Raw genomic sequence first — 22,516 nt, 5'->3', positions numbered from 1 at the left:
CCGCCCACTTGTTCCCAGCACCCGCAGCAGCCCCCGCAACCGCCCGCGCCCACTCCCAGCTCGCCCTCACCGACGTCACCAAGCGCTACACGGACCGCGTCGTCATCGACCGGGTCTCCCTCACCGTCCGGCCCGGCGAACGGGCCGGTGTCATCGGGGACAACGGGTCGGGGAAGTCCACCCTGCTGCGCCTCATCGCCGGACGGGAGCTGCCGGACAACGGCACCGTCACCGTCGCCGCCCCCGGCGGCACCGGCTACCTCGCCCAGGCCCTCGAACTGCCGGAGACCGCGACCGCCGGGGACGCGGTCGACGCCGCCCTCGCGGAACTGCGCTCCCTGGAGCGGCGCATCCGGGCCGCCGAGGCCGCCCTTGAGGGCGCGGACACGGCGGCGTACGAGCGCTACGCCGCCCTGACCGCCGAGTTCGACGCGCGCGGCGGCCACGACGCCGACCGCCGCGTGGAGGTCACGCTGCGCCACCTCGGCGAGCGGGAACCGCTGGACCGCGCGCGCCCGCTGGCCACGCTCTCCGGCGGACAGCGCTCACGGCTCGCGCTGGCCGCCACCCTGGCGTCCTCGCCCGAACTGCTCCTCCTCGACGAGCCCACGAACGACCTGGACGACGAGGCCGTGCGCTGGCTGGAGGACCGGCTGCGGGCCCACCGCGGCACGGTCATCGCCGTCACGCACGACCGGACCTTCCTCGACCGGGTCACCACGACCATCCTGGAGGTGGACGGCGACACCCGCGCCGTGCGCCGCTACGGCGACGGCTACGCGGGCTACCTGACCGCCAGGGCCGCCGAACGCGCCCGGCACGCGCGGGAGTACGAGGAGTGGTGCGCCGAGGTGGCCCGGCAGACCCGGCTTGCCGAGTCCAACATCGGGCTGCTCTCGGCGATCCCCCGCAAGGCACCGAGCGCGTTCAGCGGCGCGGGCGCCTTCCGGGCCAGGTCGCGGGCGCACGGCGCGATGGGCCGCATCCGCAGCGCCCGGGAGCGGCTGCGCCGCCTGACCGAACGGCCGGTGCCGCCGCCCCCGCGGCCCCTGCGCTTCGAGGCGCGGGTCGAAGGGGAGGCCGCGGGCGCGGTGGAGCTGACCGGCGTACGGGTGCCGGGGCGGCTGGCGGTCGAGGGGACGCTGCGGATCGAGGCGGGCGAACGGCTGCTGGTGACCGGCCCGAACGGCGCGGGCAAGTCCACGCTGCTGGCGCTCCTCGCCGGGGACCTGGCCCCGGAGTGCGGCGAGGTCCGCCGCCCGGCGCGGGTCGGCCGGCTCCGGCAGGACGGATCGCGCTGGGACGAGGGGCGTTCGGTGCTCTCCGTCTTCGGTGCCGGACGGCGCGAGGAGCTGCTCTCCCTCGGACTGTTCCGCGAGGCCGACCTCGCCCTTCCGGTGCGGGCCCTCTCGGTCGGCCAGCGCCGCCGCCTCGAACTGGCCGAGCTGGTCACCCGCCCCCTCGACCTGCTCCTCCTGGACGAGCCCACGAACCACCTGTCGCCCGCCCTGGTCGAGGAGCTGGAGGCCGCGCTCGCCGCCTACCGGGGCACGCTGGTGATCGTCAGCCACGACAGACGCCTCAGGTCCGGCTTCCGGGGGCGGCGCCTCGCCCTGCGGGACGGGCGGCAGGACCCCGGGGGCCCGGGCTAGCCGCCGAAGCCGAGCCCCGCGCCGGTCAGCCGTACGCGGATGCCCTCCTTCTCCACCGTCACGTCCCGCAGCGTCATCGTCCCGTCGCCGGGCGGTTCCGGGAGCCGGAAGGCGAGTGTGAGGCGGTCGGCGAGGACGGGGCGGGTGAGCCCGGCGAGGCCCTTGAGCAGGGCGGGGTCGAGGCCGAGCTTCTTGAGCAGCCAGGGGTGGCCCATCGCGACGTCGATGAGGTTGAGGCTCATCACGTCGTCGACGAAGCGGGCGGAACCGGTCAGCTCGTTCAGCTTGGTGTCGCTCCTCAGGGCCTCGCGGACCACGCTCCGCGGGACCCCGAGCCGGTCGACGATCGCGGGGACGGAGAGCAGCGCCTTCGCCTTCGCCGTCTCCTCTGCGACGCGGTCGGCGGACTTCTCCGACAGGTGCAGGCCCTCCTTCTCGCGCGTGCCGGGGCGGTACGTCGCCAGGTCGCCGAGCTGCAGGCTCATGCCGCCGATGTCGGTGGAGATGCCCCGGTCGCCGTTGCGCTGGATGCGGGCGTCGGCGCGCAGCTTCAGGTCGTGTCCCGCCACGGGCAGCGTGCCGCGCGCGAGGACCTGGTCGCGGCCCCTGCCGGTGAACGTGACCTGCGAGGCGCCCAGTTCGCGGTTGAGGTCCTCGAAGGAGAGCAGCACCTCGCCGTCCATGGCGCCGATCCGCGCGCCCTCGACGGAGGTGGGGCCGTCCCCGTCGATCCTGATGTCGGTGGCGGTCGCGGAGACCTTGGCGAGCGAGACGCGGTCGGCCGCGACGTCGGGGACGGTCACCTTCACCTGGTCGAGGCGCTTGCCGAGCACCTGGGTGAGGAACGGGAAGCCCTCGATGTCGACCTCGGGCGCCGCGCTCAGCTTCATCCGTTCCTTGAGCCTGTCGGCGGCCTCGTGCTCGGCGTAGAGCAGCGCCCAGCGGTCGCCGAGGGCGAGGAAGGCGGCGGCGACGACCAGCGCGACCACGGCCTTGGCGGCCATCGGCAGTCCGGCGAAGCGGCTGCGGCGGCGGCCCCGGCGGCGCCGGCGGTGGTTGGGCGGGGCCCAGGAGTCGTCCTCGTCGTCCGGCTTCGCCCGCGCCGTGTCCTGGTGGAGGAACTCCTCCAGCGGGCCCGGCGCGAGGGCGGCCAGCTCCTCGTACGGATTGGCGTACGCGGTGGCCGGGAGCGGCGCGGTGTCGTGTCCGCTCCCGGAGCGGCCGGAGTGGTCCGAGCGGCCGGAGTGGTCGGCGCGGCTGGAGTGGTCCGAGCGGTCGAGGGGGACATCGGAGTGGTCAAGAGGGGCATCCGGAGGATGCGTGGCTATGCGGTGGGGGGAACGCATCGGTCGATCTCACCATACGTTCACACCCCACCCCAAGCCTGACTCCCGGTAAGCAACGGTTTCGGCCGCTTGCTCGGCCGGTCCCGCCCCTGGTCAGGGCGCCGGAGTTCACCGGGACGTCATCTACGTCACGTCAAGGCGGTCACTTCACGACCGTGATCCGGTCGGCCTTCGGCGGGGCGATCGGCTTGTCCGCCGAGGAGTTGGCGCTCAGGTAGTCGTTGAACGCCTTCAGGTCGTCCGCGCCCACCAGCGGCTTCGTGCCCTTGCCCAGCTCGGGCAGCCCGTCGCCGCCACCGGCGAGGAAGGAGTTCAGGGCGACGCGGTACGTGGCCGCCGGGTCGAGCGCCTTGCCGTTCAGCTCGACCGAGTCGGCGACGACGCGGTCGGCGCCGGTCTTGGTCATGTCGAGCGTGTACGTGAGGCCGTCCGAGATCTGCAGGATCTTCGGGGAGTTGGCGTTGGCCCCGCTGACCTGCTGCTTCAGGGCGGTGATCAGCTGAGCGCCGGTCAGGTCGACGAGGTTGACCGTGTTGCTGAACGGCTGCACGGTGAACGCCTCGCCGTAGGTGACGACGCCGTCGCCCTCACCGCCGCTCGCCTTGTACACGATGTCGGAGCGGATGCCGCCCGGGTTCATCAGGGCCAGATCGGCCTCGGGGTCCAGGGACTTGGCGTGGGCGAGCTGCGCGTCGGCGATCAGGTCGCCGAGCGGGGACTCGGGGGTGGTGGCGCCGCGGCCGGGGATGTCGGCGGAGACGTGGCCGACGGCCTTGCCGGCGATGGGCGCGGCCAGCTTGTCCCAGCGGGAGATCAGCGAGGTCATGTCGGGCGCCTTGGCCTGCTCGCGGCTCACGACGTGGTTCGCGGACTTCACGCTGGTGCGGACGATGTCCTTGGTCCCGCGGTCGTACGTCAGCGTGGTGTCGGTGTAGAGCTTGCCGTACGAGGACGCCGAGGTCACCATGCGGGGCTTGCCCGCCGGGTCGGGGATCGTGCAGACGTAGGCGTTGTGCGTGTGGCCCGTGACCAGGGCGTCCACCTTGGGCGTGATGCCCTTGGCGATCTCGGTGATCGGCCCGGAGATGCCGTCGCCGGCGGCCGGGGAGTCGCAGTCGTAGTTGTACGTCTGGCTCGCGGGCACGCCGCCCTCGTGGATGAGCGTGACGATGGACTTCACGCCCTGCTTGTCGAGGATCTCGGCGTACTTGTCGACCGTCTCGATCTCGTCGTGGAACTTCAGGCCCTTGATGCCGTCGGCGGAGACGATGTCGGGGGTGCCCTCAAGGGTCACGCCGATGAAGCCGATCTTGACGCCCTTGTGCTTCCACACGTGGTACGGCTTGAGGATCGGCTGGCCGGTCTTCTCGTCCGTGACGTTGGCCGCGAGGTACGGGTAGTCCGCGCCCTCGAACTCCTTGTCCTTGCCCCGCCCGTCCTTCTCGAAGCAGCCGTCCTTGGGGTGGCAGCCGCCGTTCTGGATGCGGGCCAGCTCCTTGGCGCCCTCGTCGAACTCGTGGTTGCCGACGCTCGTGACGTCCAGGTCCAGCTTGTTCATCGCCTGGACGGTGGGCTCGTCGTGGAAGAGCCCGGAGAGCAGCGGGCTGGCGCCGATGAGGTCACCGGCCGCCGCCGTCACGCTGTAGGGGTGCGCCTTGCGGGCGGTGCGCAGGGAGGTCGCGAGGTACTCGACGCCACCGGCGTCGATCTTCTTCTCGGTCCCGTCGGCCTGCCTCTCCGTCACCTGGCCCGACGAGCCCGCGGGCGGCTGAAGGTTGCCGTGGAAGTCGTTGAAGGACAGCAGCTGCACATCTACGGTGCGCTTCTTGCCTCCCGCGCCGTCGCCGGCCCGCTCCTGCCCCGCGCTCGCGGGCAGCGCGGCGACCAGCGCCCCGGCGGTGGCGAGCCCCGCCGCGGCGGCGAGGACACGGGTGGCACGGCGCCTGGGCCGTCGGTTCGTGGATCTGGCGGACACGCGTTCCCCCGGGGGTCGGATGCGGAGACGTACGAAACGCTCGGAAGCCTAAGGTCAACGCGCGTAGCGCAACAGGGGGTAACGGGTCACGACCTGGTTGCGCGGGACAGAAATCGTGCCGGTCCCCGGCTCGGGTCGCGATGCGAGCGCGCGGCCCCCGAGCCCACAGCCACCGCCGGGCCCGGCCCCCTCGAAGGCGCCCCGCCGGTTACCGTCTGGGGTATGACTGACGACCGCCCCGCCGAGGCCCAGGCCCCCGCCGCACTCCGGAAGATCGACACTCTCGACGCGCTCACCTCCGCGCAGGCCGACGCCGTGCTCGGCCTCCTCGCCGAGGCCGCGCGCAACGACGGGCAGCAGGCGGTGTCCGAGCAGGGCCGGCTCCAGCTGCGCGGCGGCGCGCGCGAGGGCGTCGGGCACCTGCTGCTCAGCGTCGGCGACACCCTCGTGGGCTACGCGCAGCTGGAGGACACCGACCCCGTCGAGGCCCCCGCCGCCGAACTGGTGGTGCACCCCTCCCACCGCGGGCGCGGCCACGGCAGGGCGCTCGGCTCGGCGCTGCTCGCCCGGTCCGGGCGGCGGCTGCGCGTCTGGGCGCACGGCGGGCACTCCGCGGCCCGGCACCTGGCGCAGGTGCTCGGCCTCACCCTCTTCCGCGAACTGCGGCAGATGCGGCGCCCCTTGGCCGGCCTGGACCTGCCGGAGCCCGTCCTGCCCGACGGCGTCTCGGTCCGCACCTTCGTCCCCGGCCGGGACGACGCGGCCTGGCTCGCGGTGAACGCCGAGGCCTTCGCGCACCACCCCGAGCAGGGCTCCCTCACCCAGCGCGACCTGGACGACCGCAAGGCCGAGCCGTGGTTCGACCCGGCGGGCTTCTTCCTGGCCGAGCGCGTGGCCGACGGCGAGCTGGTCGGCTTCCACTGGACGAAGGTGCACGAGGAGGAGCGCCTGGGCGAGGTGTACGTGGTCGGGGTGCGCCCCGGCTCCCAGGGCGGCGGTCTCGGCAAGGCCCTGACCACGACGGGCCTGCGCCACCTCGCCGGGGCCGGGCTGCCGACCGCGATGCTGTACGTGGACGCGGACAACAAGGCGGCCGTCAGCGTCTACGAACGCCTCGGCTTCGTCACCCACGAGACGGACCTGATGTACCGCACGGAGACCTGACCGCGCCGTTCCGCCGGGCGGCGGGACCGGCAGAGGCCCCAAAGGGGCGGCGTGACTTGACGCCGCCCCTTTCTTGCACCACCCTTTCACTACTCAATTAGTGAAAGGGTGGTGCAGCAGTGGTCGAGTTCCGCATCGACCGGCGCAGTGGCGTCGCCACCTATCTCCAGATCGTCCAGCAGACCCGCCGGGCGCTCCGCCTCGGCCTGCTGGAGCCCGGCGACAAACTGCCCACGGCCCGCGAGGTCGTCGAGGCCACCGCCATCAACCCCAACACGGTCCTGAAGGCCTACCGGGAGCTGGAGCGCGAGGGCCTGGTGGAGGCCCGCCGCGGCCTCGGCACCTTCGTACGGAAGTCACTGGGCAGCGCACCGGCGGACTCGCCGCTGTCTGGGGAGCTCGTCGAGTGGGCCGCGCGGGCCCGCGAGGCGGGTCTGGAGAAGGACGACGTGGCGGCGCTCTTCAGCGCCGTACTGGAAGAACAGTTCGCACCGTCAGCAGCCACCGAGGGGGACCCCGCATGACCGGCACCGCCATCGAGGCGCATGCCCTCAGCAAACGTTACGGCCGGCACCGGTACGCGCTGCGCGACTGCGCGTTCCGGCTGCCCGTGGGGCGCGTCTGCGCCGTCGTCGGCCCCAACGGCGCGGGCAAGTCGACCCTGCTCGCCCTGGCCGCCGGGCTCGGCCGCCCCAGCGCGGGCACGCTGACCGTCCTCGGCACCGGCCCCGCCGAGGCGCGCGCCCGCGTGGCGTACGTCGCCCAGGACAAGCCGCTGCATCCGCGGCTCAGCATCGCCGACACGCTGCGGTTCGGGGCCGAACTCAACGCCGGGCGCTGGGACATGGCCGCGGCGGAGCGCGTCGTGGCCGGCGCGGGGCTCGACATGGCCGCACGCGTCCGCACGCTCTCCGGGGGACAGCGCACCCGGGTCGCGCTCGCCCTCGCGCTGGGCAAGCGGGCCGAACTCCTGCTCCTGGACGAGCCCATGGCCGACCTCGACCCGCTCGCGCGCCACCAGCTCATGGGCACGCTCATGGCCGAGGCGGCCGAGCACGGGACCACCGTCGTGATGTCCTCGCACATCGTCGGCGAACTCGCCGACGCCTGCGACCACTTGCTCCTCGTCTCCGACGGGCGGGTCAGGCTCGGCGGCGGCATCGACGACCTGCTCGCCGCGCACGCCCTGGTGACCGGGGCGCGCCCCGCCGCCGACCTCGCCCCGCACACCGTCGTCGAGTCCCGCGCCACCGGGCGCGGCGTGACCGCCCTGATCCGCCCCGAGGGCCCCCTCGGCACCGACTGGCAGGTCGAGGAACCTTCCCTGGAGGAACTGTTGCTGTCCCACCTCCGCTCCCCGGACACACCGGTCCTGCTGACGCCGGGTACCGCCGCCGCAGAGCCGGTGGTGACCGCGTGACCGCGTCGCCTGCGCTCGCCACCGCGACGCCCCGCAGGGCCGCCTTCGCCCTGCCCGGCCCCTACCGCGCGGTCCTGCGCCAGCACCGCACCGCGCTGTGGATCGCGCTGGGGTTGTTCGCCCTCTCCGCCGCGGCGCTGGCCGCCGACCGGCTCTGGGTCGCCCACGCGGCCGACGTCTTCGCGGCGGCCGACTGCTCGATCCGGCACACCACGCGGGAGTGCGGCGGCCCGGTCCGCGGCTACCTCGACGCCGAGTTCCAGTTCGGCAGGAACCTCGACTACATGGGGATGGGCATCCTCGCCCTGCCCTGCCTGATCGGGGCGTTCGTCGCGGGCCCGCTCATCGCGAGGGACCTGGAGACGGGCACGTACAAGGTGGCGTGGACCCAGTCGCTCTCCCCGGCCCGCTGGCTCGCCGACCGGCTCACGCTGTGCGCCGCGGCCGTGACCACCGGGGTGGTCCTGCTCGTCGCCGTACAGCGCTGGGCGTGGACGACGGGGCCGGAGCTGGAGTACGACGCGGCGCCCTGGCACGAGCGCGCGATCTACGGCTCGGTCGGCCCCGTCGCCCTCGGATACGCCCTGCTCGGCCTCGCCGTCGGCGCGCTCGTCGGGGTCCTGATGCGCCACACCCTGCGCGCGATGTCGGCCACCCTGGCCATCATGATCAGCGTGGTCGCCGTGCTGCCGTTGGCCCGGCACCACCTGTGGCCCACCGAGACGGTCACCTGGTCACGCTCCTACCCGCCGGCCACACCCGGCTCCGGTCACCTGGTGGAGCGGGGCATGCTCACCTCCGACGGGCGACGGCTGCCGGAGTCGCTGTGCTGGAGCGGGGCACGGGACCCCGAAGCGTGCTTCGCCGACCACCAAGTCACCGGCTGGTACAACGACTTCCACCCCGCGTCCCACTTCTGGCCCCTCCAGCTCATGGAGACCGGCATCCTCCTCGCCCTCACCGCCGCCACCGTCTACGCCACCTTCCGCATCCTCCGCCGCCGCACCGCCTGAACCCGTACCGTCGAGGAAGGTGAACGCCCCAGGCCCCCGGCCGGGACCCGGCAGGACCCCCGGGGGCCTTCGGCCCATGTCCCGCACGTCATGTCGCCGTAACCGCTGATTCAGACAACCTTGCGAGGCTCGGGCAATGCAGCCCGCCGTGCCCGACCCGTCGCCGAAGAACGGGAAGCCGTCCCCGGAGAACGGGAAGCCGTCCCCGAAGAAGGGGAAGCGCCGTCTCACACCCGCGCTCTCCGACGCGCCTATCGGCACGACCTCGCGGAAGAATGGCTCCATGAGCCAGCAGAACACGCCGGGACAGGTACAGCACGCCCAGCCCTCCGTCGGTTCCATAGCCGCGCACCGGCCGCACACCATCGCCGCCACCGTCTCCGACCTCGCCCCCGACATCGACGCCGACCTCGACTCCTACGAGGAGAACGGCCGGCCGGGGCACGACGGGGACGGCCTGCCCCAGGGGCGGTTCCTCGACCGCGAGCGCAGCTGGCTCGCCTTCAACGAGCGGGTGCTCGAACTCGCCGAGGACCCGCACACCCCCCTCCTCGAACGGGCGAACTTCCTCGCGATCTTCGCCTCGAACCTGGACGAGTTCTTCATGGTGCGCGTGGCGGGCCTCAAGCGCCGCATCGCCACCGGTGTCGCCACCCGTTCGGCCTCCGGGCTCCAGCCCCGCGAGGTCCTCGAACTGATCTGGAACCGCTCCCGCGAGCTCATGGCCCGGCACGCCGCCTGCTACCAGGACGACGTGGCGCCCGGCCTCGCCGACGAGGGCATCCACCTGGTCCGCTGGCACGAGCTGACCGACAAGGAGCAGTCCCGCCTCTTCACGCTCTTCCGGCAGCAGATCTTCCCCGTCCTGACCCCGCTGGCCGTGGACCCCGCGCACCCGTTCCCGTACATCTCGGGGCTCTCGCTCAACCTCGCCGTGGTCGTGCGCAACCCGGTCTCCGGGCACCAGCACTTCGCACGCGTCAAGGTCCCGCCGCTGCTCTCGCGCTTCCTGGAGGCCTCCCCCCAGCGCTACGTGCCCATAGAGGACGTCATCGCCGCTCCCGCGCATCTCCAGGAGCTGTTCCCCGGCATGGAGATCCAGGAGCACCACATGTTCCGGCTCACCAGGAACGAGGACCTGGAGGTCGAGGAGGACGACGCCGAGAACCTCCTCCAGGCCCTGGAGAAGGAGCTGATGCGGCGCCGCTTCGGGCCGCCCGTGCGCCTTGAGGTGGAGGAGTCCATCGCGCCGAACGTCCTCAGCCTCCTGGTGCGCGAGCTGAAGATCGGCGAGGCCGAGGTCTACCCGCTGCCGGGCCCGCTCGACCTCACCGGGCTCTTCAGCATCGCCAAGCTGGACCGGCCCGAGCTGAAGTACCCCAAGTTCGTGGCGGGCACCCACCGCGACCTCGCCGAGGTCGAGTCGGCGTCCGCGCCCGACATCTTCGCCGCCCTCCGCGAGCGCGACGTCCTCCTGCACCACCCCTACGACTCCTTCTCCACCTCCGTGCAGGCGTTCCTGGAGCAAGCCGCGGCCGACCCGGACGTCCTCGCCATCAAGCAGACGCTGTACCGCACGTCGGGCGACTCCCCGATAGTGGACGCGCTCATCGACGCCGCGGAGTCCGGCAAGCAGGTCCTCGTCCTCGTCGAGATCAAGGCCCGCTTCGACGAGCAGGCCAACATCAAGTGGGCGAGGAAGCTGGAGGAGGCGGGCTGCCATGTCGTCTACGGCATCGTCGGCCTGAAGACCCACTGCAAGCTCTCCCTGGTCGTGCGCCAGGAGGGCGACTCCCTGGTCCGCTACTCGCACGTGGGCACCGGCAACTACCACCCCAAGACCGCACGGCTCTACGAGGACCTGGGCCTCCTCACGTCGAACGCGGAGGTCGGCGCCGACCTCTCCGACCTCTTCAACCGCCTCTCCGGCTACTCCCGCAGGGAGACCTTCCGCCGGCTGCTCGTGGCCCCCAGGTCCCTGCGCGACGGGCTCGTGGCCCGGATCGAGAAGGAGGCGCAGCACCACCGCGCCGGCCGCCCCGCCTACGTCCGCGTCAAGGTCAACTCGATGGTCGACGAGGGCGTCATCGACGCGCTGTACCGCGCTTCGCAGGCGGGCGTCGAGGTGGACGTGTGGGTGCGCGGGATCTGCGCGCTGCGGCCCGGCGTGACGGGGCTCTCGGAGAACATCCGCGTACGGTCCGTCCTCGGCCGCTTCCTCGAACACTCCCGCGTCTTCGCCTTCGGCAACGGGGGCGAGCCGGAGGTGTGGATCGGCAGCGCCGACATGATGCACCGCAATCTCGACCGCCGCATCGAGGCGCTCGTCAGGGTCCAGGACCCGGCGCACCGCGCGGCCCTGAGCCGGCTCCTGGAGACCGGCATGTCGGACACCACCGCCTCCTGGCACCTCGGCGCCGACGGCAACTGGACCCGCCACTCGCTGGACGCGGAAGGCCAGCCGCTGCGCAACGTACAGGAGATGCTCATAGACGCCCGGAGGCGCCGGCGTGGCACAGCAACACCATGAGATGACAGTGGCGATGACCGGGACGGCCGACGAGGCCCTGCCGGTCTACCTGCGCGGGCAGGCCACGGAGTTCCTGCGCTCGCTGCGCCTGCACCGCGAGTCCACGACGGACGCGCGGGGCGCGGAGGAGTCCCTTGAGGCGGCCCGCGCCCTGCGCCGCGCGGCCCGCAGGATCGGCGCGACGCTGCACACGTTCCGTCCGCTCCTCGACCCCGAGTGGGCAGCGGTGCTCAGGCCCGAACTGGCCTGGCTGCGCGGCACGCTCTCCCAGGAGCACGCCTGTGCCGCGCGCCTGACCCGTCTCCTCGACGCCCTGCACCGCCTCTCGGGGACGCCGCCGGTGCCGGGGCCCGCCCTGGCCCCGCTGCCCGCCGCCGGCAGGCGCCCGGCGGGCGGGAACGGGTGGGCGCAGCCCGCACCGCCGGGTGCCGTCGAGACGGGCAGGGGGTCGAGCGGTCTGACGGTGGGCGCGGCCAAGGCAGCCGCCCTGCTGGAGCGGCAGCTCACCCTCGCGCGGACGCGGGCCCACTCCACGGCCCTCCAGGCCCTCGGCTCCTCCCGCTTCCACGCGGTGGCGGACACCATCGCGGTACTGGCGAGCGAGGTCCCGCTCACCGGCGCCGCGGACGACCCGAAGCACCTGGCGGCCAGGGCCGAGGCGGAGCTCGCGGACGCCGTCGCCGTCCTGCCGCTCGGCCAGGCGGGCCACCCGTACAACGCGGGCGCCCTGACGCACGGCCTGGCGTCGGAAGCCGCGCCCGACGCCCAGGACGCCCCCTGGCTGAAGGTCCGCTCCCTGCTGCGCCTGCACCGGTACGCGCAGGAGGTCCTTCTCGGCCACGCCTGCCCCGACCCCCGCGTCCTTGAGGCGGGCCACGCCCTGGACGTCCACCACGAGGCAGCTGCCGCCGCCCAGGCCGCCGCCCACGCCGCGCGGACGCCCCGTATCGCCCCGGCGACCGCGTACGCCCTCGGCGTGCTCCACGCCGACCAGCGCCACGAGGTCGAGGCGGCACGCTTTGCCTTCCAGCAGGTCTGGCAGCACGAGACGGCGGGCACCCGGTGACGACCGCGGACACCGGGGCCCCGGTCCTCGCGGCGGGCTGCGTCCTGTGGCGCCGCTCCGCCGGCGGCGGCCTGGAGCTCTGCCTGGTCCACCGCCCCCGCTACGACGACTGGTCCTTCCCCAAGGGCAAGCTGAAGCGCGGCGAGGACGCCCTCGCGGGGGCCCTGCGCGAGGTCGAGGAGGAGACGGGGCACCGCTGCGCGCCCGGCGCCCGGCTGCCGACCGCGCGGTACACCGTGCAGGGCCGCCCCAAGCGCGTCGACTACTGGGCGGCCGAGGCCACAGGCGGTCACTTCGAGCCGAACAGCGAGGTCGACCGCGTCCGGTGGCTGCCGCCTGGCGAGGCCCGCGACCGGCTCACCCAGCCGCGTGACAAGCAGCTCGTCGACGCTCTGCTCGGCGTACTCAACCCCGGGTAGCCGTTCGGGTACGTTCCGTGGCGTGGTGCCTAACCAGGCCGACCGCCGAGGTTCACCCCCCGTTCACTCGTGCCAGTCGGTGGCTTCACCTGTTCTGCCTAATTTCGGCCTTGCACGACAGAGAAGCGCAAGACAGACATCGCACGCCGCCAGCAAAGGGCCGGCGGCTCCCGGAAGGAACACCCGAAAGTGAAGCTTCAGCGCAAGAACCGGCTCCGCGCCCTCTCCCTCGGCGCCCTCGCCGTCTCCGGCGCCCTGGCCCTCACGGCGTGCGGCTCCGACGACACGAGCTCCGGCGACGGCGGCAAGGAGACCAACGCCAACGCCAACATCAAGTGCGACGACGCCAAGGGCCAGCTCGCGGCCTCGGGTTCGTCCGCGCAGAAGAACGCGGTCGACGCCTGGCGGAAGGTCTACACGACCAACTGCAAGGACGTGCAGCTGAACTACAACCCGACGGGTTCGGGCGCGGGCATCACGGCGTTCCTCCAGGGCCAGACGGCGTTCGCCGGTACCGACTCGGCGCTGAAGCCCGACGAGATCGAGAAGTCCAAGAAGGTCTGCTCGAACAGCCAGGCCATCGACCTGCCGATGGTCGGCGGCCCCATCGCCGTCGGCTTCAACGTCCCCGGTGTCGACGAGCTGACCCTGGACGCCAAGACCCTGGCCGACATCTTCAACAACAAGATCAAGACCTGGGACGACAAGGCGATCGCGAAGCTCAACCCCGACGCCAAGCTGCCGAAGACCAAGGTCCAGGCCTTCCACCGCTCCGACGAGTCCGGCACCACGGACAACTTCACCAAGTACCTCAAGGGCGCGGCCCCCGACGCCTGGCCCTACGAGCCCGGCAAGTCGTGGGAGCCCAAGGGCGGCCAGTCCGCCAACGGCTCCGCCGGTGTCGCGGGCCAGGTCAAGCAGACCCCCGGTGCCATCTCCTACTTCGAGCTGTCCTACGCGGGCGAGGGCGTCAAGACCGTCGACCTGAAGACGGACGCCAAGGAGCCGGTGAAGGCCACCGTCGACAACGCCTCCAAGGCCATCTCCGAGGCCAAGGTCGTCGGCAAGGGCAAGGACCTGGCCCTGGAGCTGAACTACAAGCCGACCGCCGAGGGCGCCTACCCGATCACCCTGGTGACGTACGAGGTCGTCTGCGAGAAGGGCAACAAGGCGGAGACGCTTCCCGCCACCAAGTCCTTCCTGACCTACATCGCCAGCGAGGACGGCCAGAACGTCCTCAAGGAGAACGACTACGCGCCGATCCCGGCCGAGATCATCTCCAAGGTCCGCACCACCGTCGCGGGCCTGAGCTAGGAGCGAACCGAGTGCGGCCGGCCCGCTGAGCCGGGCCGGCCGCACCGTCCGGTGCACCGCCGCCACGGAGCGCCCGCGCCACGCGCACGGCAGCTCCGCAGACCGGAGAACCCCATGGACATATCAAGCAGCAAGACGACAGCTCCCGCGCCACCCCCCGTCGACCGCGTCGAGCCCTCCGCCCCCGCGACCAAGGCCGCGGCCCGCGGCGCCACCCGGCCGGGCGACCGGATCTTCCTCGGCTTCTCCCGGGGCTCCGGCATCGCGCTCCTCGTGATCATGGCCGCCATCGCGGCGTTCCTCACGTACCGCACGGCCCTCGCGCTCGCCGACAACACCGGCAACTTCCTCACCACCTTCGAGTGGGACCCGGCCGGTGTGAGCACCGGCGGCAAGCCGTACTTCGGCATCGCGGTCCTGGTCTTCGGCACGGTCGTGAGCTCGGTGATCGCCCTCGCGATCGCCGTCCCCGTCGCCATCGGCATCGCGCTCTTCATCTCGCACTACGCGCCGCGCAAGCTGGCCGCCCCGATCGCCTACGTGATCGACCTGCTGGCCGCGGTGCCCTCGATCGTCTACGGCCTGTGGGGCGCCCTCGTCGTCGCCCCCAGCCTGACCGGCCTCTACAGCTGGCTCGACGACTACTTCGGCTGGACCGGGATCTTCGCGTACGAGGGCGGCGCCCCGCGCTCCCTGATGACCGTCGGCATCCTGCTCGCGATCATGATCCTGCCGATCATCACCAACGTGAGCCGCGAGGTCTTCCTCCAGGTCCCGAAGATGCACGAGGAGGCCGCGCTGGCCCTCGGCGCCACGCGCTGGGAGGTCATCCGCATGTCGGTGCTGCCCTTCGGCCGCTCCGGCATCATCTCCGCCTCGATGCTGGGCCTCGGCCGCGCGCTCGGCGAGACGATCGCCGTGGCCACCGTGCTCTCCCCCAACTTCCTCATCAACGCGTCCGTGCTCGACTACGGCGGCGGCACCTTCGCGCAGAACATCGCCAGCAAGTTCAACGAGGCCAGCGAGTACGGCCAGGACGCGCTCATCGCCTCCGGCCTGGTGCTGTTCGTCATCACCCTGCTGGTCAACGGCGCGGCCCGCCTGATCATCGCGCGCCGCAAGGAGTACTCGGGGGCCAACGCATGAGCACCACGACACCCACCCCGCCCCACACCTCCGTCGAGCGCCCCGCGACGCTCAAGGGCGCCAGCCTTCCCCGCTGGTCACCGTTGGCCGTCGCCGCGGGCTCGGTCGCCGTCGCCGTCGGCATCGGCGCCGGGGCGGGCCTGGAGAGCCGCATCCAGTGGGGCCTGATCGCCGCGCTGCTCTTCATCGCCGGCTCCTACGTCCTCGCCGCGACCGTCGAGGGCACCCGCCAGGCCAAGGACCGCCTCGCCACCTCGCTGGTGTGGGTCATGTTCCTGCTGGCCGTCGTCCCGCTGGCCTCGCTGATCTACGAGACCGTGCAGCGCGGGAGCGAGGTCTTCGACGGCTACTTCCTGACCCACTCGATGGGCGTCGTCGCCGACGAGGAGACCGGCGGCGGCATCTACCACGCCCTCATCGGCACCCTCCAGCAGGTGCTGCTCGCCTCCGTGATCGCGGTGCCGATCGGCCTGCTGACCGCCGTCTACCTCGTCGAGTACGGGCGCGGGAAGCTCTCCAAGGTCATCACGTTCTTCGTGGACGTCATGACCGGCATCCCCTCGATCGTCGCGGGCCTGTTCGTCCTCAGCTTCTGGATTCTCATCCTCGGCTTCGACTACTCGGGATGGGCCGGCGCCATGGCGCTCGCCATCCTGATGATGCCGGTGATCGTCCGCTCCACCGAGGAGATGCTGAAGCTCGTCCCGAACGAGCTGCGCGAGGCCTCGCTCGCCCTCGGCGTGCCGAAGTGGCGGACCATCCTCAAGGTCGTCCTGCCGACCGCGATCGGCGGCATCACCACGGGCGTCATGCTCTCGGTGGCCCGCATCGCGGGCGAGACCGCGCCGGTCCTGCTCCTGGTCTGGGTGAACCCCCTGATCAACACGAACCCCTTCGACGGTTCGCAGGCCTCGCTGCCGCTGTACGTCTACCAGCAGTACGCGGCGGGCACCGACGCCTCGTACGACCGTGCCTGGGCGGCGGCGCTCGCGCTCATCGGCTTCATCATGATCCTCAACCTGGCGGCCCGCGGCGTAGCCCGCTGGAAGGCCCCCAAGACGGGCCGCTGAGCGGCCATATCAGCGACCTTCCCCGCCAGAACCCCGAAAGAAGCAGTGATCCCCATGGCCAAGCAAATCGACGTATCGGGCCTGACGGCCTACTACGGTTCCCACAAGGCGATCGACGACATCTCGATGACCGTGGAGCCCCGCTCCGTGACGGCGTTCATCGGCCCGTCCGGCTGCGGCAAGTCCACCTTCCTGCGCACCCTGAACCGCATGCACGAGGTCACCCCCGGCGGGCGCGTCGAGGGCAAGGTGCTCCTGGACGACGAGGACCTCTACGGCAGCGGCGTGGACCCGGTGGCCGTGCGCCGCACGATCGGCATGGTCTTCCAGCGCCCGAACCCGTTCCCCACCATGTCGATCTTCGACAACGTCGCCGCGGGCCTGCGGCTCAACGGCTCGTACAAGAAGTCCGAGCTGAACGACGTCGTCGAGAAGTCCCTCAAGGGCGCCAACCTCTGGAACGAGGTCAAGGACCGCCTGAACAAGCCCGGCTCCGGCCTCTCCGGCGGCCAGCAGCAGCGCCTGTGTATCGCGCGGGCCATCGCGGTCGAGCCGCAGGTGCTCCTCATGGACGAGCCGTGCTCGGCCCTCGACCCGATCTCGACCCTCGCGATCGAAGACCTGATCGGCGAGCTGAAGGAGCGCTTCACGATCGTCATCGTGACGCACAACATGCAGCAGGCCGCCCGCGTCTCGGACCGCACGGCCTTCTTCAATCTGGCCGCGGTCGGCCAGCCCGGCAAGCTCATCGAGATCGACGAGACCGAGCGCATCTTCTCCAACCCCTCGGTGCAGGCGACCGAGGACTACATCTCGGGCCGCTTCGGCTGAGCCCCGCCCCCGATCTCCCCGCGGTGCTGCATGGCGGTGCCACCGCGGGGGCACCGAGAAGGGCCCGCCCCTGGCTCCCGGGGGCGGGCCCTTCCCTGTACCTCTGGTGGCGCGGCGGCTGCTACAGGAACGCGAAGTTCACGAGGTAGAAGCTGATGGCGGCGACGATCGCGGCCGCGGGCATGGTGATGAACCAGCCCAGGATGATGTTCTTGGCGACGCCCCACCGCACGGCGTTGACCCGCTTCGTCGCGCCCACGCCCATGATGGCGGAGGTGATGACGTGCGTGGTCGAGATCGGCGCGTGGAACATGAACGCGGTGGTGAACATGATGCCCGCGCCGGTCGTCTCCGCCGCGAAACCCTGCGGCGGGTCCAGCTCGATGATCTTGCGGCCGAGCGTGCGCATGATGCGCCAGCCGCCCGCGTACGTGCCGGCCGAGAGCATCAGCGCGCACGCGATCTTGACCCAGATCGGGATCGGCGCGTCGGCGCTCTGCACGTCGGAGATGACGAGCGCCATCACGACGATGCCCATCGTCTTCTGCGCGTCCTGCAGACCGTGGCCGAGGGCCATGCCGGCCGCGGACACCGTCTGCGCGATGCGGAAGCCGCGCTTGGCCTTGTGCGGGTTGGACCTGCGGAACATCCACATGATCGCGCACATGACCAGATAGCCGACGACGAGGCCGACGAACGGGGACAGGAACATCGGGATGACGATCTTGTCGACGACCCCGGACCAGATGACCCCGATGCCGCCGGCGAGCGCCGCGCCGACCATGCCGCCGAAGAGCGCGTGCGACGAGGACGAGGGCAGCCCGAAGTACCAGGTGATGAGGTTCCACACGATGGCGCCGATGAGCGCCGCGAAGAGAATCCACATCCCCTTGTCGCCGTGCGGGGTCTCGATGATCCCCTCGCTCACGGTCTTGGCGACCCCGCTGCCCATGAAGGCGCCGGCGAGGTTCATCACCGCGGCCATGGCGAGCGCCGCGCGGGGCGTCAGCGCACGGGTGGAGACGGAGGTGGCGATGGCGTTCGCCGAGTCGTGGAAGCCGTTCGTGTACGTGAAGCCGAGCGCGACGCCAATGGTCACGATCAGAGCAAAGGTGTCCATGGCGAGGCTCAGGACTCCTTGACCGCGATGGTCTCCACAGTGTTCGCCACGTGCTCGAAGGCGTCGGCCGCCTCTTCAAGGACGTCCACGATCTGCTTCAGCTTCAGCACCTCGATGGCGTCGTACTTGCCGTTGAAGAGCTGGGCGAGGAGCTTGCGGTGGATCTGGTCGGCCTGGTTCTCCAGGCGGTTGACCTCGATCCAGTACTCGGTGAGGTTCTCCATGGTCCGCAGGTTCGGCATGGCCTCGGCGGTCAGCTCGGCGGCCCGCGAGAGGACCTCGATCTGCTGCTCGACGCCCTTGGGGAGCTCCTCGACCTGGTAGAGGACGACGAGGTCGACGGCCTCCTCCATGAAGTCCATGATGTCGTCCAGGGACGACGCGAGGTTGTAGATGTCCTCGCGGTCGAACGGCGTGATGAACGAGGAGTTCAGCTGGTGGAAGATCGCATGCGTCGCGTCGTCTCCCGCGTGTTCCGCGGCCCGCATACGCTCTGCGATCTCGGCCCGGGCGGAGGAGTCCGCTCCGAGCAGTTCCATCAGGAGCTTCGAGCCCGTGACGATGTTGTCCGCGGATGCGGCGAACATGTCGTAGAAGCTCGTCTCCCTGGGGGTCAGACGAAAGCGCACGTGGGGTCCTCGGGGTGCTCTGGATGCGGTCAGGCTGATGCTAGGCGCATCATCCGGCCACGGCTAACCGGCCGCTCTCCAGTGTCGCCCATCAGGCACAGTGATCAGCACACCCCCCGAGAAATCGGCTAGAATATACCCGCCAGGGGTATACGGAACTGCAGAAACTCAACATAAGTCCCAGAGGAGGACGCGATGACGACCACCGAGGCGGCCGACGCGGCCATGCCGACCCCGGGGGAGCCCGAAGCGCCCTCCGACCACGCGCACGGGGTGCACGGCTACCACAAGCAGAAGGACGAGCACCTCAAGCGCCTGCGCCGCATCGAGGGCCAGATCCGCGGCCTGCAGCGCATGGTCGAGGAGGACGTCTACTGCATCGACATACTCACGCAGGTCTCGGCCGGCACGAAGGCGCTCCAGTCCTTCGCCCTCCAGCTCCTGGAGGAGCACCTGCGGCACTGCGTGGCCGACGCGGCGGTCAAGGGCGGCACGGAGATCGACGCGAAGGTCGAAGAGGCGACCAAGGCGATCGGGCGGATGCTCCGCACGTAACGCTGCCGCCGCGGGGCAAGGGGCCTCCCTGTCGCCCCGCGGGGCGAGGCGCTCTCCCCGGCGGGCGAGTTCCTGTGCGCCGCTGCGCTGGCGATTTCCCGCCCGCGGAGAAGATCGCCGCGCGGCGGCGCACAGGGTCCGCCCTAGGCGCGGTCGTCGGGGCGAGGGGTGGCCTCCCGCCCGCGGGAGACCCTGAGCACCTCGTCGATCCGGTCGAAGCTCAGCCGCCCGGCCGCCGCACTCGCCGCAATGATGAGTTCGCCGCAGAGCTCGATCTCGGCGAGGGCGACGTGGTCCTGAACCGCCGTACCGCCACGCATCGGAGCCACGTTCATCACCTCTTCCTGATCCGCACGGCCCGCGCCCCGTCCCGTCCGGCGCGGCACCGACTTCCTAGAGTAGGGAGCGGCCTACACACCGCGCATGGCACGGACGGACCATTTCCACCAGTCGTAGGCGACTACGAACCGGCGATCTCCCCGGCGAAGATGTCCTCGGCGGCCGGAAGCCGCACCCGCACCGGCACCCCGAAGCCGTGGAGCAGCGTGGTCGACGCCACATCGCCGTTGGCCACGGTGAACCGCTCCCGCAGCTTCCGCACCAGCCCCCGGTCGTCGAGGTACACGTCGAAGGGCACCCCCTTCTTGCTGAACCCTTTCGCCGCCGCGACCCCCAACGCTCCGCGCTGACCTGCGGAGGCGGCCCGGGCCGCGGCCCGCAGATCGGCGACCCCGCGGTAGTGCCGCACGCCGATTCCGCCTACCCGCTCCTCCCCCACGTACACCACGTCCCGCGCCCCGCGCAGCAGTTCGGCCGCCGCGAGGGGGTCCGTGGCACCCCCCGTGACGAGGTTCCCGTCGGAGAGCGAACGTGTCTCGATCCGCACCCACTTGTCGGCCGGCACCCCGGCCCCGCGGTTCTTCATGTACAGCGCGCCCGAGGCGAGCAGCTCGGTGATGGGCCGGTGCACGCCGCCGGCCACGGCGTCCCGCGGGAGCACCACCTCGAACTCGCCGCGCTGCCGCGCGAAGTCGTAGCGCCCCTCGCCCCGGATGGTCACGCGCGTTCCGCCGCTGGCCATCTCCATCGACGTACTCGCACGGGCGCTGCCCGCCCCGACCAGCGCCGCTGCGGCTCCGCGCACCGCTTCCCTGGCACCCGCGGCGTCCCCCGCCGCGCCGCTGTCGGCGGCCGCGCCGCCACCCGCACACCCCGTGGCGGCGGCCATCAGGCCGGCCGCCGCGACCGCGGCGACCGCTGTGCCCGTGCACCTGCGCTGCTGACCCATCGCTTGTACCCCCAAGCGTGTCCGCGCTCGTCGATCCCCCGTCGTTTCCCCTAACGACCGGTGCGTTGACCCGTCACGCCGGGCCCCGGCGGCCGGCCCCGGCGCAGCGGCCCCGGCGTTCACCCGCGGTCGGTACCGTGGCCGTGTGGCCGATCAGGAAGACACCTCGCTCCACAGCACGACGACCATCGAGAAGGGCCGTTTCGTGGCGGCCCACTGCTCCTGCGGCTGGCGCGGCCCGGCCCGCAGAGCCCGCAGCAAGGCCCGCAGCGACGCCGCCGAGCACGAGGCCTCCCCCGTGGGGTCCGGCGCGTCGTAGAGCCCCGCGATCCGGGGAACCCGGCCGCCCCGCACACCGTCTGGTTCTCCGGGAAGCAACGGGAGGCGTCATGGAACGGCGTACGTTCATCGGCACCACGGCGGCCACACTGGCGGCCACCACGGTCGCGGGCTGTTCGAGCGGAGGGCGGGGGACGGCACCGGGCGCGGACGCCACGGCGGGCGGCGGCGGCACCCCGATCCGGACGACCAGCGCCGCGGCCACCTCCCCCGCCACGCTCAAGGCGCTCGCCAGAGACCTGGACGGCACCCTCGTCCAGCCCGGCGAGGCGAAGTGGGCGGCGGCCAGGCAGCTCTACAACACCCGCTTCGACGACCTGAGGCCCACGGCCGTCGCGTACGTGGCGCACGCGGACGACATCCGCACGGCCTTCGCCTACGCCCGCGCGCACCGCACCCCGGTCGCGATACGCAACGGCGGCCACTCGTACGCGGGCTGGTCGTCGGGGACGGGGCGGCTCGTCATCGACGTGTCGAAGCTGAGCCGGATACGGGCGAGCGGGCGCACCGCGACCATCGGCGGCGGCGCCAAGCTCATCGACGTCTACCGCTCGCTCGCCGCCAAGGGCGTCACCGTCCCCGCGGGTTCCTGCCCGACCGTCGGCATCTCCGGCCTCACCCTCGGCGGCGGCCACGGCGTGGTCTCCCGCGCGTACGGCCTGACCTGCGACAGCCTCACCTCCGCGAAGCTGGTCACGGCGGACGGCAAGGAGCTGCGGGCCTCCGCGTCGGAGAACAAGGAGCTGTTCTGGGCGCTGCGCGGCGCGGGCAACGGCAACTTCGGCGTCGTCACCGAGCTGTCCTACCGCACCCACGCCGCGCCGCAGGGCGTCTCCGCGTACATGTCCTGGCCCTGGTCGAAGGCGGCCGCCGTGCTCAGGGCGTGGCAGGAGTGGGGGCCCGACCAGCCCGACGAGATATGGTCCTCCGCCCACCTGGCGAACACCCCCGGCGGCACCCCGACCGTCTCAATCGCCTGCTTCTCCCTCGGCACCTACGGCGAGCTGCAGAACGCCGTCGACCGGCTCGCCGACAGGATCGGCGCGTCGGCGCGCAGCGTCTCCCTGAAGCGGCGTTCGTACGAGGAGTCCATGGAGGTGTACGCGGGCTGCTCGTCCTTCGCGGCGGACGCCCAGTGCCATCTGCCGGGCAGCACGCCGGGCCGCAGCCCGCAGGGCGCCCTGCAGCGGGAGACGTACGCGGCGAGCTCGGACTTCTTCGACCGTTCGCTGTCGGCGGCGGGCATCCGCGCGATGCTGTCGCGGATCGAGGACGTGACGGGCGCGAGCGCGGGCAGCATCGCGCTCACCGCGCTGGGCGGCGCCGTCAACCGCGTCGACCCGACGGCGACGGCGTTCGTGCACCGCCGCTCGCGGATGCTGGCCCAGTACATCGCGTCGTGGCGTGCGGGCACGTCGGGTTCGGCCGCGCGGGCGTGGCTGAAGGGGGCGCACGGGGCGATGGGGCGGTACGCGTCGGGCGCGGCGTACCAGAACTACACCGACGCGACGCTGACGAACTGGCGCCAGGCTTACTACGGGGACGCGGCGCCGCGCCTGAAGAAGCTGAAGAAGCGGTACGACCCGGACCGCTTCTTCGACTTCCCGCAGGCTCTCTGACGGCTCGGCAGACGCCCACC

Annotated in this window: 21 protein-coding genes; 15 read left to right on the top strand and 6 right to left on the bottom strand. The window is 71.9% G+C overall.

What is annotated here, in order from left to right; genetic code table 11:
• The first annotated feature begins 8 nt into the window (after window positions 1-8).
• Complete coding sequence (gene abc-f / locus AB0I16_RS03310) at window positions 9-1,652, top strand: ribosomal protection-like ABC-F family protein (protein WP_363247609.1); 1,644 nt, start codon at window positions 9-11, stop codon at window positions 1,650-1,652.
• Here the strand turns inward: abc-f and AB0I16_RS03305 are convergent.
• Window positions 1,649-2,998: a DUF2993 domain-containing protein gene (locus AB0I16_RS03305; protein ID WP_363247608.1), complete on the bottom strand. Its 1,350-nt coding sequence runs from the start codon at window positions 2,996-2,998 to the stop codon at window positions 1,649-1,651. The genes abc-f and AB0I16_RS03305 overlap by 4 nt on opposite strands.
• Window positions 2,999-3,140: 142 nt before the next feature.
• On the bottom strand, window positions 3,141-4,973 hold the full coding sequence (locus tag AB0I16_RS03300; protein ID WP_363247607.1) for a bifunctional metallophosphatase/5'-nucleotidase: 1,833 nt from the start codon (window positions 4,971-4,973) through the stop codon (window positions 3,141-3,143).
• 222 nt (window positions 4,974-5,195) lie between these two features.
• On the opposite strand from AB0I16_RS03300, the gene mshD reads away from it, so the two are divergent.
• From mshD to pstB, 11 genes are all read left to right on the top strand, one after another.
• On the top strand, window positions 5,196-6,137 hold the full coding sequence (gene mshD / locus AB0I16_RS03295) for a mycothiol synthase (RefSeq protein WP_363247606.1): 942 nt from the start codon (window positions 5,196-5,198) through the stop codon (window positions 6,135-6,137).
• A gap of 119 nt (window positions 6,138-6,256) precedes the next feature.
• A complete protein-coding gene (locus AB0I16_RS03290) occupies window positions 6,257-6,661 on the top strand; it encodes a GntR family transcriptional regulator (RefSeq protein WP_363247605.1) in 405 nt (134 codons plus the stop codon).
• Entirely contained in the window at window positions 6,658-7,557 is a 900-nt protein-coding gene (locus tag AB0I16_RS03285) for an ABC transporter ATP-binding protein (RefSeq protein ID WP_363247604.1), read from the top strand. The genes AB0I16_RS03290 and AB0I16_RS03285 overlap by 4 nt, the downstream gene beginning before the upstream one ends.
• On the top strand, window positions 7,554-8,570 hold the full coding sequence (locus tag AB0I16_RS03280; RefSeq protein ID WP_363247603.1) for a hypothetical protein: 1,017 nt from the start codon (window positions 7,554-7,556) through the stop codon (window positions 8,568-8,570). The genes AB0I16_RS03285 and AB0I16_RS03280 overlap by 4 nt, the downstream gene beginning before the upstream one ends.
• 283 nt (window positions 8,571-8,853) lie before the next feature.
• On the top strand, window positions 8,854-11,100 hold the full coding sequence (locus AB0I16_RS03275; protein ID WP_363247602.1) for an RNA degradosome polyphosphate kinase: 2,247 nt from the start codon (window positions 8,854-8,856) through the stop codon (window positions 11,098-11,100).
• 1 nt (window position 11,101) lies between these two features.
• A complete protein-coding gene (locus AB0I16_RS03270) occupies window positions 11,102-12,166 on the top strand; it encodes a CHAD domain-containing protein (RefSeq protein WP_363247601.1) in 1,065 nt (354 codons plus the stop codon).
• Window positions 12,163-12,585, top strand: coding sequence for an NUDIX hydrolase (locus AB0I16_RS03265; RefSeq protein WP_363247600.1), 423 nt, complete (start codon window positions 12,163-12,165; stop codon window positions 12,583-12,585). Before AB0I16_RS03270 ends, AB0I16_RS03265 begins: the two co-directional genes overlap by 4 nt.
• A gap of 189 nt (window positions 12,586-12,774) precedes the next feature.
• Entirely contained in the window at window positions 12,775-13,899 is a 1,125-nt protein-coding gene (gene pstS, locus AB0I16_RS03260; RefSeq protein ID WP_363247599.1) for a phosphate ABC transporter substrate-binding protein PstS, read from the top strand.
• Between the two features lie 114 nt (window positions 13,900-14,013).
• Complete coding sequence (gene pstC, locus AB0I16_RS03255; protein ID WP_363247598.1) at window positions 14,014-15,045, top strand: phosphate ABC transporter permease subunit PstC; 1,032 nt, start codon at window positions 14,014-14,016, stop codon at window positions 15,043-15,045.
• On the top strand, window positions 15,042-16,115 hold the full coding sequence (pstA, locus tag AB0I16_RS03250) for a phosphate ABC transporter permease PstA (RefSeq protein ID WP_363247597.1): 1,074 nt from the start codon (window positions 15,042-15,044) through the stop codon (window positions 16,113-16,115). The genes pstC and pstA overlap by 4 nt, the downstream gene beginning before the upstream one ends.
• Window positions 16,116-16,169: 54 nt before the next feature.
• On the top strand, window positions 16,170-16,946 hold the full coding sequence (pstB, locus tag AB0I16_RS03245) for a phosphate ABC transporter ATP-binding protein PstB (protein WP_363247596.1): 777 nt from the start codon (window positions 16,170-16,172) through the stop codon (window positions 16,944-16,946).
• 121 nt (window positions 16,947-17,067) lie between these two features.
• Here the strand turns inward: pstB and AB0I16_RS03240 are convergent, their stop codons facing one another.
• Together AB0I16_RS03240 and AB0I16_RS03235 are read right to left on the bottom strand one after the other, a co-directional pair.
• Complete coding sequence (locus tag AB0I16_RS03240; protein WP_363247595.1) at window positions 17,068-18,066, bottom strand: inorganic phosphate transporter; 999 nt, start codon at window positions 18,064-18,066, stop codon at window positions 17,068-17,070.
• Window positions 18,067-18,074: 8 nt separating this feature from the next.
• On the bottom strand, window positions 18,075-18,695 hold the full coding sequence (locus tag AB0I16_RS03235; protein ID WP_030784908.1) for a DUF47 family protein: 621 nt from the start codon (window positions 18,693-18,695) through the stop codon (window positions 18,075-18,077).
• Between the two features lie 195 nt (window positions 18,696-18,890).
• On the opposite strand from AB0I16_RS03235, the gene AB0I16_RS03230 reads away from it, so the two are divergent.
• Complete coding sequence (locus tag AB0I16_RS03230; RefSeq protein ID WP_363247594.1) at window positions 18,891-19,250, top strand: metal-sensitive transcriptional regulator; 360 nt, start codon at window positions 18,891-18,893, stop codon at window positions 19,248-19,250.
• A gap of 143 nt (window positions 19,251-19,393) precedes the next feature.
• On the opposite strand, the gene AB0I16_RS03225 is transcribed toward AB0I16_RS03230, so the two are convergent.
• Both AB0I16_RS03225 and AB0I16_RS03220 read right to left on the bottom strand, forming a co-directional pair.
• On the bottom strand, window positions 19,394-19,585 hold the full coding sequence (locus AB0I16_RS03225; protein ID WP_363247593.1) for a hypothetical protein: 192 nt from the start codon (window positions 19,583-19,585) through the stop codon (window positions 19,394-19,396).
• 125 nt (window positions 19,586-19,710) lie between these two features.
• On the bottom strand, window positions 19,711-20,538 hold the full coding sequence (locus AB0I16_RS03220) for a hypothetical protein (protein WP_363247592.1): 828 nt from the start codon (window positions 20,536-20,538) through the stop codon (window positions 19,711-19,713).
• 145 nt (window positions 20,539-20,683) lie between these two features.
• Here AB0I16_RS03220 and AB0I16_RS03215 point away from each other — a divergent pair, with 145 nt between their 5' ends.
• The gene (locus tag AB0I16_RS03215; RefSeq protein WP_363247591.1) at window positions 20,684-20,857 is read left to right on the top strand and encodes a hypothetical protein; all 174 of its coding nucleotides are present in this window, start codon (window positions 20,684-20,686) and stop codon (window positions 20,855-20,857) included.
• Window positions 20,858-20,927: 70 nt separating this feature from the next.
• Complete coding sequence (locus AB0I16_RS03210) at window positions 20,928-22,496, top strand: FAD-binding oxidoreductase (RefSeq protein WP_363247589.1); 1,569 nt, start codon at window positions 20,928-20,930, stop codon at window positions 22,494-22,496.
• Window positions 22,497-22,516: the final 20 nt, after the last annotated feature.

This window comes from Streptomyces sp. NPDC050703 (assembly GCF_040654435.1).
Classification (GTDB): Bacteria; Actinomycetota; Actinomycetes; order Streptomycetales; family Streptomycetaceae; genus Streptomyces.
The sequence above is the reverse complement of the archived record's forward strand: the minus strand, read 5'-3'. Positions and strand labels throughout refer to the sequence as shown.

Coding starts and splice junctions, on each gene's coding strand:
- AB0I16_RS03305 (WP_363247608.1), bottom strand. CDS start 2,998: ATGCGTTCCCCCCACCGCATAGCCACGCATCCTCCGGATGCCCCTCTT.
- mshD (WP_363247606.1), top strand. CDS start 5,196: ATGACTGACGACCGCCCCGCCGAGGCCCAGGCCCCCGCCGCACTCCGG.
- AB0I16_RS03285 (WP_363247604.1), top strand. CDS start 6,658: ATGACCGGCACCGCCATCGAGGCGCATGCCCTCAGCAAACGTTACGGC.
- AB0I16_RS03275 (WP_363247602.1), top strand. CDS start 8,854: ATGAGCCAGCAGAACACGCCGGGACAGGTACAGCACGCCCAGCCCTCC.
- AB0I16_RS03270 (WP_363247601.1), top strand. CDS start 11,102: ATGACAGTGGCGATGACCGGGACGGCCGACGAGGCCCTGCCGGTCTAC.
- pstC (WP_363247598.1), top strand. CDS start 14,014: ATGGACATATCAAGCAGCAAGACGACAGCTCCCGCGCCACCCCCCGTC.
- pstA (WP_363247597.1), top strand. CDS start 15,042: ATGAGCACCACGACACCCACCCCGCCCCACACCTCCGTCGAGCGCCCC.
- pstB (WP_363247596.1), top strand. CDS start 16,170: ATGGCCAAGCAAATCGACGTATCGGGCCTGACGGCCTACTACGGTTCC.
- AB0I16_RS03240 (WP_363247595.1), bottom strand. CDS start 18,066: ATGGACACCTTTGCTCTGATCGTGACCATTGGCGTCGCGCTCGGCTTC.
- AB0I16_RS03230 (WP_363247594.1), top strand. CDS start 18,891: ATGACGACCACCGAGGCGGCCGACGCGGCCATGCCGACCCCGGGGGAG.
- AB0I16_RS03225 (WP_363247593.1), bottom strand. CDS start 19,585: ATGAACGTGGCTCCGATGCGTGGCGGTACGGCGGTTCAGGACCACGTC.
- AB0I16_RS03220 (WP_363247592.1), bottom strand. CDS start 20,538: ATGGGTCAGCAGCGCAGGTGCACGGGCACAGCGGTCGCCGCGGTCGCG.
- AB0I16_RS03210 (WP_363247589.1), top strand. CDS start 20,928: ATGGAACGGCGTACGTTCATCGGCACCACGGCGGCCACACTGGCGGCC.